At 71.6% G+C, this 12,602-nt stretch carries 14 protein-coding genes; 7 read left to right on the plus strand and 7 right to left on the minus strand.

The annotated features are described in order from the left end of the window. Window positions 1–105: 105 nt before the first annotated feature. Window positions 106–1,053, minus strand: coding sequence for a serine/threonine-protein kinase (locus NYO99_RS09950; RefSeq protein ID WP_268167028.1), 948 nt, complete (start codon window positions 1,051–1,053; stop codon window positions 106–108). 146 nt (window positions 1,054–1,199) lie between these two features. On the opposite strand from NYO99_RS09950, the gene NYO99_RS09955 reads away from it, so the two are divergent. Further along, the gene (locus tag NYO99_RS09955; protein ID WP_268167029.1) at window positions 1,200–2,168 is read left to right on the plus strand and encodes an AEC family transporter; all 969 of its coding nucleotides are present in this window, start codon (window positions 1,200–1,202) and stop codon (window positions 2,166–2,168) included. Here NYO99_RS09955 and NYO99_RS09960 read toward each other — a convergent pair. Genes NYO99_RS09960 through NYO99_RS09970 form a run of 3 tightly spaced genes read right to left on the minus strand, consistent with a single transcriptional unit; the run spans window position 2,131 to window position 5,298 of the window. After that, a complete protein-coding gene (locus NYO99_RS09960) occupies window positions 2,131–3,477 on the minus strand; it encodes a sensor histidine kinase (RefSeq protein WP_268167030.1) in 1,347 nt (448 codons plus the stop codon). The two genes, NYO99_RS09955 and NYO99_RS09960, sit on opposite strands and share 38 nt — an antisense overlap. Then, window positions 3,474–4,814, minus strand: a complete 1,341-nt coding sequence (locus NYO99_RS09965; RefSeq protein ID WP_268167031.1) for a sigma-54-dependent transcriptional regulator — start codon at window positions 4,812–4,814, stop codon at window positions 3,474–3,476. Before NYO99_RS09965 ends, NYO99_RS09960 begins: the two co-directional genes overlap by 4 nt. A gap of 10 nt (window positions 4,815–4,824) precedes the next feature. After that, on the minus strand, window positions 4,825–5,298 hold the full coding sequence (locus tag NYO99_RS09970) for a hypothetical protein (protein ID WP_268167032.1): 474 nt from the start codon (window positions 5,296–5,298) through the stop codon (window positions 4,825–4,827). Between the two features lie 137 nt (window positions 5,299–5,435). Here NYO99_RS09970 and NYO99_RS09975 point away from each other — a divergent pair, with 137 nt between their 5' ends. Beyond that, window positions 5,436–5,819, plus strand: a complete 384-nt coding sequence (locus tag NYO99_RS09975; RefSeq protein ID WP_268167033.1) for a cupin domain-containing protein — start codon at window positions 5,436–5,438, stop codon at window positions 5,817–5,819. A gap of 106 nt (window positions 5,820–5,925) precedes the next feature. Here NYO99_RS09975 and NYO99_RS09980 read toward each other — a convergent pair whose 3' ends face one another. Further along, the gene (locus tag NYO99_RS09980; protein ID WP_268167034.1) at window positions 5,926–6,468 is read right to left on the minus strand and encodes an FxDxF family PEP-CTERM protein; all 543 of its coding nucleotides are present in this window, start codon (window positions 6,466–6,468) and stop codon (window positions 5,926–5,928) included. A gap of 199 nt (window positions 6,469–6,667) precedes the next feature. Here NYO99_RS09980 and NYO99_RS09985 point away from each other — a divergent pair, with 199 nt between their 5' ends. Together NYO99_RS09985 and NYO99_RS09990 are read left to right on the plus strand one after the other, a co-directional pair. After that, window positions 6,668–8,953, plus strand: a complete 2,286-nt coding sequence (locus NYO99_RS09985; protein ID WP_268167035.1) for an FdhF/YdeP family oxidoreductase — start codon at window positions 6,668–6,670, stop codon at window positions 8,951–8,953. After that, the gene (locus NYO99_RS09990) at window positions 8,943–9,173 is read left to right on the plus strand and encodes a hypothetical protein (protein ID WP_268167036.1); all 231 of its coding nucleotides are present in this window, start codon (window positions 8,943–8,945) and stop codon (window positions 9,171–9,173) included. The genes NYO99_RS09985 and NYO99_RS09990 overlap by 11 nt, the downstream gene beginning before the upstream one ends. Here the strand turns inward: NYO99_RS09990 and NYO99_RS09995 are convergent. Beyond that, entirely contained in the window at window positions 9,150–9,824 is a 675-nt protein-coding gene (locus NYO99_RS09995; protein ID WP_268167037.1) for a Crp/Fnr family transcriptional regulator, read from the minus strand. The genes NYO99_RS09990 and NYO99_RS09995 overlap by 24 nt on opposite strands. Before the next feature lie 82 nt (window positions 9,825–9,906). Here NYO99_RS09995 and NYO99_RS10000 point away from each other — a divergent pair, with 82 nt between their 5' ends. Genes NYO99_RS10000 through NYO99_RS10010 form a run of 3 tightly spaced genes read left to right on the plus strand, consistent with a single transcriptional unit; the run spans window position 9,907 to window position 12,135 of the window. Continuing rightward, complete coding sequence (locus tag NYO99_RS10000) at window positions 9,907–10,662, plus strand: class II aldolase/adducin family protein (RefSeq protein ID WP_268167038.1); 756 nt, start codon at window positions 9,907–9,909, stop codon at window positions 10,660–10,662. Window positions 10,663–10,666: 4 nt separating this feature from the next. Beyond that, window positions 10,667–11,524 (plus strand): bile acid:sodium symporter family protein, encoded by an 858-nt coding sequence (locus NYO99_RS10005; protein ID WP_268167039.1) that lies wholly within the window; start codon window positions 10,667–10,669, stop codon window positions 11,522–11,524. Further along, window positions 11,521–12,135, plus strand: coding sequence for a glutathione S-transferase family protein (locus NYO99_RS10010; RefSeq protein WP_268167040.1), 615 nt, complete (start codon window positions 11,521–11,523; stop codon window positions 12,133–12,135). Before NYO99_RS10005 ends, NYO99_RS10010 begins: the two co-directional genes overlap by 4 nt. A 13-nt stretch (window positions 12,136–12,148) precedes the next feature. On the opposite strand, the gene NYO99_RS10015 is transcribed toward NYO99_RS10010, so the two are convergent. Next, window positions 12,149–12,553 carry a hypothetical protein gene (locus NYO99_RS10015; RefSeq protein WP_268167041.1) on the minus strand — a complete coding sequence of 135 codons (405 nt, stop codon included), beginning with the start codon at window positions 12,551–12,553 and terminating at the stop codon, window positions 12,149–12,151. Window positions 12,554–12,602: the final 49 nt, after the last annotated feature.

Raw genomic sequence — 12,602 nt, forward strand, 5'->3', positions numbered from 1 at the left:
CGGGGAGCGGGCCATGGGAGCCTCCGGGTTTGGGGGCCGCATTGTTGCCCAGTGCTGCGTGGCGGGCATCCCGACAAGCCCGGCCCGTGCGCCGGCTTCAGTGGCTCAGGGCGACTGCGGACGCAGCCAGCGCTTCCACCAGGGCAGCTGATCCCGGGCCGCGCGCGTGCGGCCGGCCAGCGCACTGCGCTTGGGCGCCTGGCCCAGCCATTCGCGCAGTTCGTCGGCCAGGCTCTCGGCGCCCCGCGTGCGCAGCTCGGGCGCTTCCGCCATCGTTGCGCGCAGCAGCGCGTCCAGCTGCAGTTGCAGCCGCTCGCTGAGGCGGGGCCACTGGTCGGCCGAGCTGCCGCGCATCGGCGCCAGGCCCCGTGGCGTGTCTTCCCAGCCGCAGATCAGCACGCGGGCAAAGGCGCCCAGGCCGTAGACCTCGCTGGCCAGGCTGGGCGGCGCACCGTCGCGGCGCTCCGGCGCCGTGAAGGCCGGGGCGGCGCCCAGGCTGAGGCCGCGGTCGAAGGGGTCGGTGGGGTCGGGGATGCGGGCCAGCCCCAGGCCCATCAGCCGCACGTTGCCGTCGGCGTCCAGCCAGATCATGGCCGGGTCCAGCTCGGCCAGCAGCCAGCCCTGCTGGTGGGCCGAGCGCAGTGCCTCGCACAGCTGCACCAGCAGTTCGATGCGCTGGCGCAGGCTGAGCTGGTGCAGCTGCGGCAGCAGCGGCTCGCCGTGCGAGCCCTCAATGATGAGGTAGGGGTGGGCGTCGGGCGTGACGCCGCTGTCGCTGGGCACGGCGATGTGCGGGTGCTGCAGCGAGGCAAGGTCGCCGGCCTGGTCGGCATAACGCAGCATGACGCCGGCGCCCTGGTCGCTGCGGTCCAGCACCAGCACGGCCGCCTTCTGCTCGGCGGCGCGCCCGTGGTGCGCGCTGTACCACTGGCCGGCATGTGCCTGCTCGCCGTCGGGCAGGGGCTTCTCCAGCCGCCAGACGCCGAGTGCCTGGCCTTCGTCCAGCGGAGCGGCGGCGGCAGGGGGCGGCAAAGACAGGTTGGGCATGCGCATCACCGCATATTAGGGGTGACCCGGAGTCGCCGGCCATCCCCTGCGTGGACGAAGGCGGGGGCGGCGCGCATTCGCTCACGGGGAGGCGCGGGCTCCCGGATACTGCGGCCCGCACGCCGCTGCCCGTCTGCCCCGCTCGCCTGCGCATGCTTGCCGTCCTTGCCACCACCTTCCCCTTCTTCGCCCTTGTGCTGTGCGGCTGGCTGGCTGCCCAGCGCGGCTGGTTGCCCGACAGCGCCATCCCTGGCCTGAACGGCTTCGTGCTGTTCTTCGCGCTGCCCTGCCTGCTGTTCCGCTTCGGGCGCGACACGCCGGTGCTGCAGTTGCTGAACCCGGCGCTGCTGGGCGTGTACCTGGCTGCGGCGCTGGGCCTTGTGTTCCTGACGCTGCGGCTGACGCGTGCGCCGACCGTGACGATGAAGGACCTGGCGCTGGGCGCGCTGGTGGCCGCGTTTCCCAACACCGGCTTCATGGGCGTGCCGCTGATCGTCGCGCTGCTGGGGCCGCAGGCCGGTGGCGTGGTCATCAGCACCATCCTGGCCGACCTGTTCGTCACCAGCTCGCTGTGCCTGGCGCTGGCCCAGGCCGGGCCGGGGCTGCGCGCCGAGCGGGCCGCCTTCGTGCAGGCGCTCAAGGCCGCGGCGTCAAACCCGCTGCCCTGGGCCATCGCGGCGGGCGCACTGGTCGGCACGCTGGGCGTGAGCCTGCCGGGCCCGCTGAACAAGACCGTGGCCATGCTGGCCGAGGCGGCGTCGCCGGTGGCCTTGTTCACCATTGGCGCCGTGCTCAGCCGCTCCGGCCGCGCCAACCGGGCCGCCGGCCGCGTGACACCGGTATCGCACTACCTGCCGGTGGCCGCCATCAAGCTGGTGCTGCACCCGGCGCTGGTGTTCGCGCTGGGCAGCGCCGCCCAGGCGCTGGGCGCACTGCTGACGCCGGGCCAGCTCATCGCGCTGACACTGGCCGCCGCGTTGCCCAGCGCGAGCAATGTGTCGCTGCTGGCCGAGCGCTACGGCGCGGACACCGGCCGCATCGCACGCATCATCCTGGCCTCCACCGCGCTGGCCTTCCTGAGCTTCAGTGGCCTGGCGGCGTTGCTGATCCCGGCAGGCTGATCGCCACACACAGGCCGCCGCCGTCGCGGTTGGCCAGCGTCACGCGGCCGTCGTGCGCTTCCACGATTTCACGCACCAGCGCCAGGCCCAGGCCTGTGCCACCCGGCGTGCCCGGCTCGGCACGCTTGGTGGAATAGAACGGCAGCAGCGCCTGCGCCAGCACGGCTTCGCTCATGCCGGGGCCGCGGTCCCGCACCTCGATGCGCTGCTCGCCGCCGGCCATGCCCACGCGCAGCGCGATCTCGTCGGCGGCGCTGCCCGACTCGTGCGCGTTCTTGATGAGGTTCAGCAGCGCCTGCTCCACCTGTGCGGCGTCGAACCAGCCGGGCGCCGCCGGCAGCGCGCCGTCGATGTAGAACTCGGCCAGCGTGTCCAGCCGTTGCAGGAACGCCGCCCAATCCACCGCCTCGCGGCGCGGTGCCGGCAGCTTGGCGAAGCTGGCGTAGCCGCTCAGGAAGCCGTGCAGGTGCGATGCCCGTTCACCGATGCTGGCCAGCACCTGCGGCAGCCGTGCGGTGTCGCCGCGCCGCGCCAGCTCGGCGCCGCTGTGCGCCAGCGACGAGATGGGCGCCAGCGAGTTGTTGAGCTCGTGGCTCAGCACGCGGATGACGCGCTTCCACGTCGCCACCTCGGCGCGTGACAGTTCGCGCGTCATGCGCCGCAGCAGCCGCAGCCGGTGGGGCTGGCCCTGCAGCCGGAATGCGTGCGTGCTGTGGTGGAAGGTTTCCTCGGGCTGGTCGGGCAGCGCGACGGAGAACAGCTGGTCGGCCTCGCCCTGCAGCGCGTCGCGCAGCGGCGCCGGCAGCGGCGCGATGACGGCGGCGAAGTCCAGCCCCGTCAGGCTGCGCCCGCCGGCCAGCAGCTGGCGTGCTGCCAGGTTGGCAATCGCCACCTTGCCGCCGGGCCCGGTCAGCACCAGCGCCGTGGGCGTGTTTTGCACCACCGTGTCCAGCAGCAGCTCGCGCTGGGCCAGGTGCTGCCGTTGCTCGCGCAGCGCCTGGCCCAGCTCGGCATGGCCTTGCATCAGGCCGGCCAGCTCGCGCGGGCCGTCGGGCGCGAGGTTGAGGCTGAAGTCGCCGTCGCGGTAGCTCAGCACCGCGCCTTCGAGCGCGCGCGTCAGCCGCTGCAGCGGCGCCAGCCAGCACGCCGCCAGCCAGGCCAGCAGCGGCAGCATCACGGCCATGGCGGCCGCCAGCGCCCAGCCGTCGCCCAGGCCCAGCCGGCGCACGCCCAGGATGACCAGCGGTGGCACGGCGGCGGCCGTCGCCAGCGCCAGCAGCGCGCGGGCGCGCAGGGACAGCGGCCTCATGGGGTGATGCCGTAGCGCTCCAGCCGCCGGTACAGCGCCTGGCGCGACAGCCCCAGCTGCGCCGCTGCGCGGCTGACGTTGCCGGCCGCTGAACCGAGCGCGGCGACGACGGCGTCGCGGCTGGGCTCGTCGAGGTTGCGCCAGGCAGTGCCGCTGCCGGGCAGGTCGTCCAGCCCGAGCAGGGCAGGCGTGATCTCGCCGCCACCGCCCAGCAGCGCGGCGCGCTCCACGGCGTTCTTCAGCTCGCGCACATTGCCCGGCCAGCGGTGCGCCAGCAGCGCGTCGCGTGCCGCCTCGCCCAGCCGCGCGCGGCCGGCCAGGAAATGCTCGGCCAGCGGCAGCACGTCGTCGCGCCGTTCGGCCAGCGGGGGCAGCCTGAGCTCGATGAGGTTGAGACGGTAGAACAGGTCCTCGCGGAAGCTGCCGGCCTTCACCATCGCACGCAGGTCGGCGTTGGTGGCCGACAGCACGCGCACCCGGGTCTGGCGCGTCTTGCTGGATCCCAGCCGCTCGAACTGGCCGGTCTCCAGTACGCGCAGCAGCTTCACCTGGCCGGCCAGCGGCAGGTTGCCGATCTCGTCCAGGAACAGCGTGCCGCCGTCCGCCGCCTCAAAGCGGCCCACGCGCGCCTTGGCCGCGCCGGTGTAGGCGCCGCTGTCGCTGCCGAAGAGTTCCGCCTCGATGAGGTCCGCCGGCAGCGCGCCGCAGTTCAGCGCGACGAAGGGGCCGTCCTTGGCCGCCGAGTTCGCATGCACAAAGGCCGCGATGCGCTCCTTACCCGCGCCGTTGGGGCCGGTGATGAGCACCGGCACCGGCGCGGCGGCGATCTGGCCGGCCAGCTCCAGCAGGCTCAGCGTCGCGTCGGCCTCGAACACCAGGCCCGAGAGGTCGTGTCGGCGTGCCAGCGACGCCTTGCGCTGCCGTCGCGCCTCGCGCAGCTGCGCCACTTCGCGGCTGGCCTCGCCCAGCTCGAGCAGGTTCTCCACCGTGGCCGCCAGCTTGGCGTCGTCCCACGGCTTGGCCAGGTAGTCCGCCGCGCCTGCCTTCACCAGTGCCACGGCGGCGTCCAGCCGCGTCCAGGCGGTGAGCAGGATGATGGGCAGGTCGGGCCGCTTGGCGCGGATGGCGCGGAACAGCGCCTCGCCTTCCTCGCCGGACGTCGTGTCGGTCGTGAAGTTCATGTCCTGGATGACCAGCCCGAAGGGCCGCGTCTCCAGCAGCGCCAGACCCTCGGCCGGGCTGGCCGCCACGCTGGCCTCGATGTCGTGCAGGGACAGCAGCAGCTCCAGCGCCTGGCCCACGCCGGGGTGGTCGTCAATGATCAGGACTCGTCGCATCGTGCAGGGGTCAAGGGGCTGAGGGCGGGGTCTGGGCTTCCAGCCAGACGCGCTCCGAAGTCTCGCGGTGAATGCGGAACACGGCCGCGGCGCGCGGCACGCTGCGGGGCGGCGTGCCAGCCTCCAGCCGGCCGTTGGCCAGCGCGTGCAGCTCCAGGTGGGTCAGCTGGTCGTCCAGCGCGAACGCCAGGGCCACGCAGTCCGGCGGCACGGCCGTGTAGCGCACGATGCGCCCGCAGTGGTTGCGGCCGGCGCCGATGAAGGCGCAAATGTCTTCCCGCGAGGTGCCGGGCTTGAAGACGACGAAGCGGTCCCAGCCGAAGCTGGTGAGTCGGCCGAGGTCCACCGTGGTGGCCGCCGGGTTGCGCACCTGTTCACCGATGCGCTGGCTGATCATGCCCGGCCCGTTGGCCACCTCGCTGCAGGCAGAGAGGGTCAGGCACAGGGCCAGACTCAGGAGGGCGGAATGCAGGGTGCGCGGCATGCGGGGGAGGATAGCCGGGCGGCGCTGGGCGACAGATCCTGCGCGTGACGCGAGTTCATGGCCTGGGATTGCCTTCAGAGCCGCAACTGCCCTAGGCTGGCCGGGCGGGCGTGTTGCCGCGCAGGAGTGCCCGTGCCATGCCGTTGACCCCTGACACCACCTACGTTCATCTGGCCCATGACGGCAGCGCCACCCCGGTAGCGGGTGGCGAGGCCTTCTGGGGCTTGCCGCCCGAGCAGCTGGGCGAGTTCGACCAGGGCTGGCTGATCACCGAGTTCGAGTGCACGCAGGACTGGCCCAACTGGGAGCGGCATCCGCAGGGCGACGAGTTCATCTACCTGCTCAGCGGCGATGTGGCGCTGGTGCTGGCGCTGGCCGAGGGAGAAACAGTGGTGCGCCTGACCGGCCGGGCCGCACAACTGGTGCCGCGCGGGGTGTGGCACACGGCCCGGGTGTTCGCGCCCAGCCGGATGCTGTTTGTCACCCGCGGCGAGGGCACGGAACATCGGCCCGTGGGGTGAGCGGGCTCCACGCCTGGCCGCCGCGTGGCCTGAGTGAGCTGCGATTTCGAGCGCACCAAAAGAAAAGGGCCTGCATGGCAGGCCCTTGCATTCACGCGCGGTGAGATCAGGCGCGGCGGCGGCGGGCCAGGAAGCCGATGGCACCCAGGCCAGCCAGCAGCATGGCGTAGGTTTGCGGCTCCGGCACGGCGACGGCGGACGCGGTGTACGAGAGGCGGCCGCCCAGGGTGCCCGTCGCAGTGCCTTCCGCACGGAAGAAGTAGTTGCCAGCACCGAAGACGTTCGGCGTCTGGATGCTGATGTAGTCGCCCGTGATCGGGAAGGTGCCCAACGACACATCGGCTGCGTCAAAGCTGCCGATGCTGGTGCCCACGTCCTGCCACAGCGACAGCGTCAGGCCGTCGATGTTGTAGCGCTGCGTGCCCAGGAACACGGTCGGCAGGTCGCTCAAGGTAGCGGAGCCGATGTACGGCTGGGACGCCTTGAAAAAGAAGTCGAATGTGAAGTCGCCAACTGCGATGGCGTGGGTGCCGAAGGTATCGAACTCCGGGGTGATGTCACCGAAGTTGACCGAGCCATAGCTGGCGGCCTGCGCGCCGCCGGCGAAACCGAATGCGATGAGGCTGGACAGGGCGATTTTGCGGAACATGCCGATTCCTGAAGACAAACTTTAGTGGGTTGGAGAATACCGGCCATATCCGCCTACGGGCACCCCTAGATGGGGCGCAATTCACCCGGGGCACCCCCGTGTACGGGGGGGCGAGTGCTGCGCGACTAGCGTGGCGCGCTGAGGGCGGGGGAGGGCGCACCGCAGGCCGGCCCGGCCTGCGGTGCTAGGCTGCCTCACCATGAGCGAAGCCAAGAAGATCGAGCTGTACGACGGCCCCGCCGGGGGCTGGGGCGCGCTGAAGAGCGTGGCCAGGCACCTGAACGAGCAGGGCGTGCCGGTGAAGGGCGCCAAGACGCTGCTGCACGCCAACCAGGCCGACGGCTTCGACTGCCCCGGCTGCGCGTGGCCGGACCGCGACCACCGCTCCACCTTCGAGTTCTGCGAGAACGGCGCCAAGGCCGTGGCTGCCGAAGCGACGGCGCGGCGGGCCACGCCCGAGGTCATCGCCGCGAAGACCTTGAGCGAGTGGGCCGAGGTGTCGGACTACGAGCTGGAGGCCACTGGCCGGCTGACCGAGCCGCTGGCCTACAACCCGCAGACGGACCGCTACGAGCGCACCAGCTGGGACGCCGCCTTCGCGCTGATCGCCAGCGAGCTGCAGGCGCTGGCTGACCCGAACGAGGCCATCTTCTACACGTCGGGTCGCACCAGCAACGAGGCCGCCTTTCTGTACCAGCTGTTCGTGCGCGAGTTCGGCACCAACAACTTCCCCGACTGCTCCAACATGTGCCACGAGCCCAGCGGCTCGGGGCTCAGGCCCACCATCGGCGTCGGCAAGGGCACGGTGACGCTGGCGGACTTCGAACAGGCCGACTGCATCCTCGTGTTCGGCCAGAACCCCGGCACCAACCACCCGCGCATGCTGGGCGAGCTGCGCGCGGCCCGCAAGCGCGGCGCGCGCATCATCAGCTTCAACCCGCTGCGCGAGCGGGGCCTGGAGCGCTTTGCCGACCCGCAGAACCCGATGGAGATGGCCACGCTGGGCGACTCGCCGATCAGCAGCCACTACTTCCAGCTCAAGGTGGGTGGCGACTTCGCGTTGCTCAAGGGCATGTGCAAGCGCGTCGTCGAGCGCGGGCTGCTGGACGAGGCCTTCATCGCCGAGCACACGACCGGCTTCGAGTCTTTCGTCACCGAGCTGCGCGAGCAGCCATGGGCACCGCTCGTCGAGGCCTCGGGGCTGACCCGCGAGCAGATCGAGCAGGCGGCCGACCTTTACGCCAACAGCGAGCGCGTCATCGCCTGCTGGGGCATGGGCATCACGCAGCACCGGCATTCGGTGGCGACCATCCAGATGATCGTCAACCTGCTGCTGCTGCGCGGCAACCTGGGCCGGCCTGGCGCCGGCGCCTGCCCGGTGCGTGGCCACAGCAATGTGCAGGGCGACCGCACGATGGGCATTTACGAGAAGCCCGCGCCCGCCTTTCTCGACAAGCTGGGCGAGGTGTTCGGCTTCACGCCGCCGCGCGCGCACGGCGTCGACACGGTCGGCGCCATCCAGGCCATGCTGGACGGCCGGGGCAAGGTCTTCATCGCGATGGGCGGCAACTTCGCGGCGGCCACGCCCGACACGGCGGCCACGTGGCGCGCGCTTCGCCAGTGCGGGCTGACGGTGCACATCACCACCAAGTTCAACCGCAGCCACGTCGTGCACGGCCGTCAGGCGTTGGTGCTGCCGGTGCTGGGCCGCACCGAGATCGACCTGCAGGCCAGCGGCCCGCAGGGCGTCACGGTGGAAGACTCGATGAGCATGGTGCACCTGTCGCACGGTATGAACGCGCCGGCCAGCGAGCACCTGCTGTCCGAGCCGATGCTGGTCGCACGCATGGCCGCGGCCACGCTGCCGAACAGCCGCACGCCGTGGCTGCAGCTCGCCGGCGACTACGCCCGCATCCGCGACAAGATCGAGGCCGTGCTGCCGGACTTCGCCGGCTTCAACGAGAAGCTCAAGGCCCCCGGCGGCTTCCGGCTGCGCAACACGGCCAGCGAGCGCGTCTGGGCCACGGCCAGCGGCCGCGCGGCGTTCAGCACGCATGCGCTGCCGACCGACCTGGCCACAGAGCGCGTGGCCGATCGCCACCGGGACCAACGCGTCTTCACGCTGACCACGCTGCGCTCGCACGACCAGTACAACACCACCATCTACGGCCACGACGACCGCTATCGCGGCGTCTACGGTCACCGCCGCGTCGTCTTCATCCACGCCGACGACCTGAAGGACCTGGGCCTGAAAGCGGGTGACTGGGTGGACATCACCAGCCTCTACATTGGTGAGGCCGGTGGCGACGTGCAGCAGCGCCGTGCCGAGCGCTTCCTGCTGGTGGCCTACGACATCCCGCGCGGCTGCCTGGCCAGCTACTACCCCGAGACCAACCCGCTGGTGCCGCTGGAGAGTTTTTCCATCACCGCGCGCACGCCCACCAGCAAGTCCATCCCGGTCGTGCTGACGCGGCATGCAGGCTGAGCTGCTGCAGACGCTGCGCGAGCTGGCGCCGGCCGGTGAGCCCGTCGCGCTGACGCGGCTGGCCAAGCGGCTGGACGCGCGCGTCAGCGTGCTGCTGCGCGAGCTGACCGCGCTCAGCGATGCACGCATGGGCGGCGTGCCGGGGCCGGGCCTGGTGCAGCTGGCCTGCGACGACGCCGGCCGCTGGACGGTGCGGTTACTCGCCCAGCCGGTCCAGTAGCGCAGCGTCGATGATGGCGATGCTGCGGTAGCCCAGCTTCACGGCGCCGGCCTTGGCCAGCTCGCCCAGCTCCTTGCTCAGCGTCTGACGGGTCAGCCCCAGCATCATGGCCAATGCCTCCTGAGACACCGGCAGCTGCCGGCGCGGCTCGGTGGCCAGCGTCGCATCGCCGCGCGCCAGCAGCGCGAGGCGCCGGGCCAGCCGGGCGCGGGTGGGGCGCAGCGTGGCGTCCTCGACGATGCCGAACAGCGTGCGCAGCCGCCCGGCCATCAGCCGCGCCAGCGCGGCGGCGAACAGCGGGTCCTGCATGAAGCGCGCAAAGGCGTCGGCCGGCACGGCGAACACGGTGGTGGCGCCCACGGCGGTGGCGTCGTGCACGCGCGGGCCGCCGTCCAGCAGCGAGATCTCGCCGAACCAGTTGCCCGGCTCCAGCACGGCGAGGATGGACTCGGTGCCGTCCACCGCCGTGCTGCTGGCTTTGATCGCGCCGCTGCACACGGCATGCCAGTCGCCCGGCGCATCGCCCTGGCGGAACAGCACCTCGCCCGCGGCCAGGCGCTGCACGCGGCCGGCGGCCAGCACCGCGTCGGCCAGCGTGGCGGGCAGCGACGCGAACCACGGGTTGTTATGCAGGGCCTGGTATTCGGGCATGCCCTGAATTGTCCGGTTTCGGACAGATCGACAAGCCCCGCGCATGCCCCAATCGCCGCACAACCACTTGAAGGAGACAGCCATGACCTCGACCGTGCGCGACCAGGTGAGCCCGGAAGAATGGGCGCTGCGCGAAGACCTCGCCGCCTGCTACCGGCTCGTCGCGCTGATGGGCTGGGACGACCTCGTCTTCACCCACATCAGCGCCCGCGTGCCCGGCCCCGAGCATCACTTCCTCATCAACCCCTATGGGCTGATGTTCGACGAGATCACGGCCAGCAGCCTCGTGAAGGTGGACGGCCAGTGCAACAAGGTGATCGACTCGCCGTACCCGGTCAACCCGGCCGGCTTCGTCATCCACAGCGCCGTGCACGCGGCGCGGCCCGACGTGCAGTGCGTGCTGCACACCCACACGACGGCCGGGGTGGCGGTCAGCGCGCAGGCGGGCGGCGTGCTGCCCATTTCGCAGCAGAGCACCTTCGTGCTGGCGTCGCTGGCCACGCATGGCTACGAGGGCGTGGCCTTCCGCCCCGACGAGGGCCCGCGCCTGCAGGCCGACCTGGGCGCCGCCACCTTCCTGCTGCTGAAGAACCACGGCCTGCTGACAGTCGGCAAGTCGGTGGCCGACGCCTTCCTGGCCATGCACACCTTCGAGGCGACCTGCCGCATCCAGCTCGCCGCGCAGAGCGGCGGTGGCGCGCTCACACAGGTGGACCCCGCCATCCTGCGCGGCACCGCCGAGGCGATGCGCGTGCAGACCGGCGGCCTGGGCGGCGCCTTCGTGTGGCCGGCGTTGCTGCGCAAGCTGGACCGCCTGAACAGCAACTTCCGGGACTGAGGCCGTGACCGCTGCCGTGTTGACCAACGCGCTGCTCGGCGTGCTCGCCGTCGTCATGGCCGGCCTGGGCCTGTCGCTGACGCTGGACGACTTCCGCCGCTTGCGCGACCACCCGCTGGCCGCCGTGCTGGCGCTGGGCCTGCAGGTTCTCGTGCTGCCACTCGTGTGCGTGGCCGTCATCGCTGCGTTCCAGCTGCCGCCGCTGTACGCCGTGGGCCTGATGCTGCTGGCCGCGTCGCCGGGCGGCATCACGGCCAACCTGTTCAGCCACCTGTTCGGCGGGCATGTCGCGATGAACCTGTCGCTGACGGCGTTGAACACCGTGCTGTCGCTCGCAACGCTGCCGCTGATCGCCAACTGGGCCATCGCGCACTACGCCGGCGGCGGGCAGGTGGTGCCGCTGCCGTGGCAGAAGCTGGCGGAGGTCATCGGTGTCATCGCCGTGCCCGTGCTGCTGGGCATGGCGGTGCGGCGTTCGCGGCCCGACCTCGCCGCACGGCTGGACAAGCCGGTGAAGGCGCTGTCCGCCGTGCTGCTGGTGGTGCTGACCGTGGCGGCCATCGCCAAGGAGCGCGAGGCCTTGATGAGCGCAGCCGGCGAGCTGGGTGGCGCCGTGCTGGCCTTTAATGTGCTGAGCCTGGCCGCCGGCTACGGCCTGGGCCGCGTCGCGCGGCTGCCGCGGTCGCTGTGCATCGCCATCGGCTTCGAGGTGGGCGTGCACAACTCGACGCTGGCGCTGTACCTCGCGCTGGGCGTGCTGCAGCAGTTCCCGGTCGCGCTGCCGGCGGCTTTGTACTCGGTCAGCATGTACGTCACGGCGCTGCTGTTCGGCCTGTGGCTGAGGCGACACTCGGCGGCATGAAACTGCTCGGCCGCCTCACCTCCATCAACGTGCGCAAGGTCGCCTGGACGGCCACCCTGCTGGGCCTGGACCTGCCCCGCGAGGACTGGGGCGCGGGCTTCCGCTCGCCGCAGGACCCCGAGTACCTGGCGCTCAACCCCAACGGGCTGATCCCGGTGCTCGTCGATGGCGACTTCGTGCTGTGGGAGAGCAACAGCATCTGCCGCTACCTGGCCGCCAAGCACGGCGTCACGGCACTGCTGCCCGCCGAGCCGCAGGCCCGCGCGCGGGTGGAGCAGTGGATGGACTGGCAGGCCGGGGAGCTGAACAACTCGTGGCGCACGGCCTTCATGGCGCTGGTGCGCGGCCAGCCGGCGGCGCCGGAGGCGGTTCAAGCCAGCGTGGCGGGCTGGAACCGGCACATGGCGATGCTGGACGCGCAGCTGGCGCGTACCGGGGCGTTCGTGACGGGGGATGCATTCACGCTGGCCGACGTGGTGCTGGGGCTGTCGGCGCAGCGCTGGCTGAACGCGCCCATCGAGCGGGCGTCACTGCCGGCGGTGAGCGCCTGGCTGCAGCGACTCGGCGCCCAGCCGGGTTTTTCGACCTACGTCGACAACGGCATGCCCTGAGGCAAGGCGGCGCTCAGCCGGGCAGCTTGAGTGTGCCGCGGCCCACCTGGCGGCCGCCCTCGTAGACGCCGAATTCCAGCTGGTCCTCGCGCAGCCGCAGCGTGTCCAGGCAGGTGGCCGTCAGGTCGGCTGTCTCGCCGGGCTCCAGCTTGTCGGCTGGCGGCGGCAGCTTGAGCGCGCAGGTGACGCCGTCCTTCATGCCGGCGAAGCGCAGCTGCGGGCGGTAGCCGTTGTAGAACGGCGTGTCCCGGCCGATCGGGCCTTGTCGAGTCAGCAGCGTCACGCGGGCGGGCAGGGGGCTGTCCTTGACGAACTCCAGCGTCCTGGGTGCAGGCTCGCCGGCCGTGGCCGACGCGATGACACCGAGCAGCGCGGCCGCGGCGCAGGCAGCGCGCAGGTTAGGAAAACAAAGCGGCATGGGGCGGGGGCCGTGTGAAGCGAAAGAGGCGCGGATTGCAGCAGTACGG

It is taken from the genome of Roseateles hydrophilus, from assembly GCF_026712245.1.
Taxonomy (GTDB): Bacteria; Pseudomonadota; Gammaproteobacteria; order Burkholderiales; family Burkholderiaceae_C; genus Pelomonas; species Pelomonas hydrophilus.

Excerpts from the sequence above, each read along its gene's own strand:
- NYO99_RS09950 (WP_268167028.1), bottom strand. The coding sequence starts at position 1,053 with ATGCGCATGCCCAACCTGTCTTTGCCGCCCCCTGCCGCCGCCGCTCCG.
- NYO99_RS09955 (WP_268167029.1), top strand. The coding sequence starts at position 1,200 with ATGCTTGCCGTCCTTGCCACCACCTTCCCCTTCTTCGCCCTTGTGCTG.
- NYO99_RS09960 (WP_268167030.1), bottom strand. The coding sequence starts at position 3,477 with ATGAGGCCGCTGTCCCTGCGCGCCCGCGCGCTGCTGGCGCTGGCGACG.
- NYO99_RS09965 (WP_268167031.1), bottom strand. The coding sequence starts at position 4,814 with ATGCGACGAGTCCTGATCATTGACGACCACCCCGGCGTGGGCCAGGCG.
- NYO99_RS09970 (WP_268167032.1), bottom strand. The coding sequence starts at position 5,298 with ATGCCGCGCACCCTGCATTCCGCCCTCCTGAGTCTGGCCCTGTGCCTG.
- NYO99_RS09975 (WP_268167033.1), top strand. The coding sequence starts at position 5,436 with ATGCCGTTGACCCCTGACACCACCTACGTTCATCTGGCCCATGACGGC.
- NYO99_RS09980 (WP_268167034.1), bottom strand. The coding sequence starts at position 6,468 with ATGTTCCGCAAAATCGCCCTGTCCAGCCTCATCGCATTCGGTTTCGCC.
- NYO99_RS09985 (WP_268167035.1), top strand. The coding sequence starts at position 6,668 with ATGAGCGAAGCCAAGAAGATCGAGCTGTACGACGGCCCCGCCGGGGGC.
- NYO99_RS09990 (WP_268167036.1), top strand. The coding sequence starts at position 8,943 with ATGCAGGCTGAGCTGCTGCAGACGCTGCGCGAGCTGGCGCCGGCCGGT.
- NYO99_RS09995 (WP_268167037.1), bottom strand. The coding sequence starts at position 9,824 with ATGCCCGAATACCAGGCCCTGCATAACAACCCGTGGTTCGCGTCGCTG.
- NYO99_RS10000 (WP_268167038.1), top strand. The coding sequence starts at position 9,907 with ATGACCTCGACCGTGCGCGACCAGGTGAGCCCGGAAGAATGGGCGCTG.
- NYO99_RS10010 (WP_268167040.1), top strand. The coding sequence starts at position 11,521 with ATGAAACTGCTCGGCCGCCTCACCTCCATCAACGTGCGCAAGGTCGCC.
- NYO99_RS10015 (WP_268167041.1), bottom strand. The coding sequence starts at position 12,553 with ATGCCGCTTTGTTTTCCTAACCTGCGCGCTGCCTGCGCCGCGGCCGCG.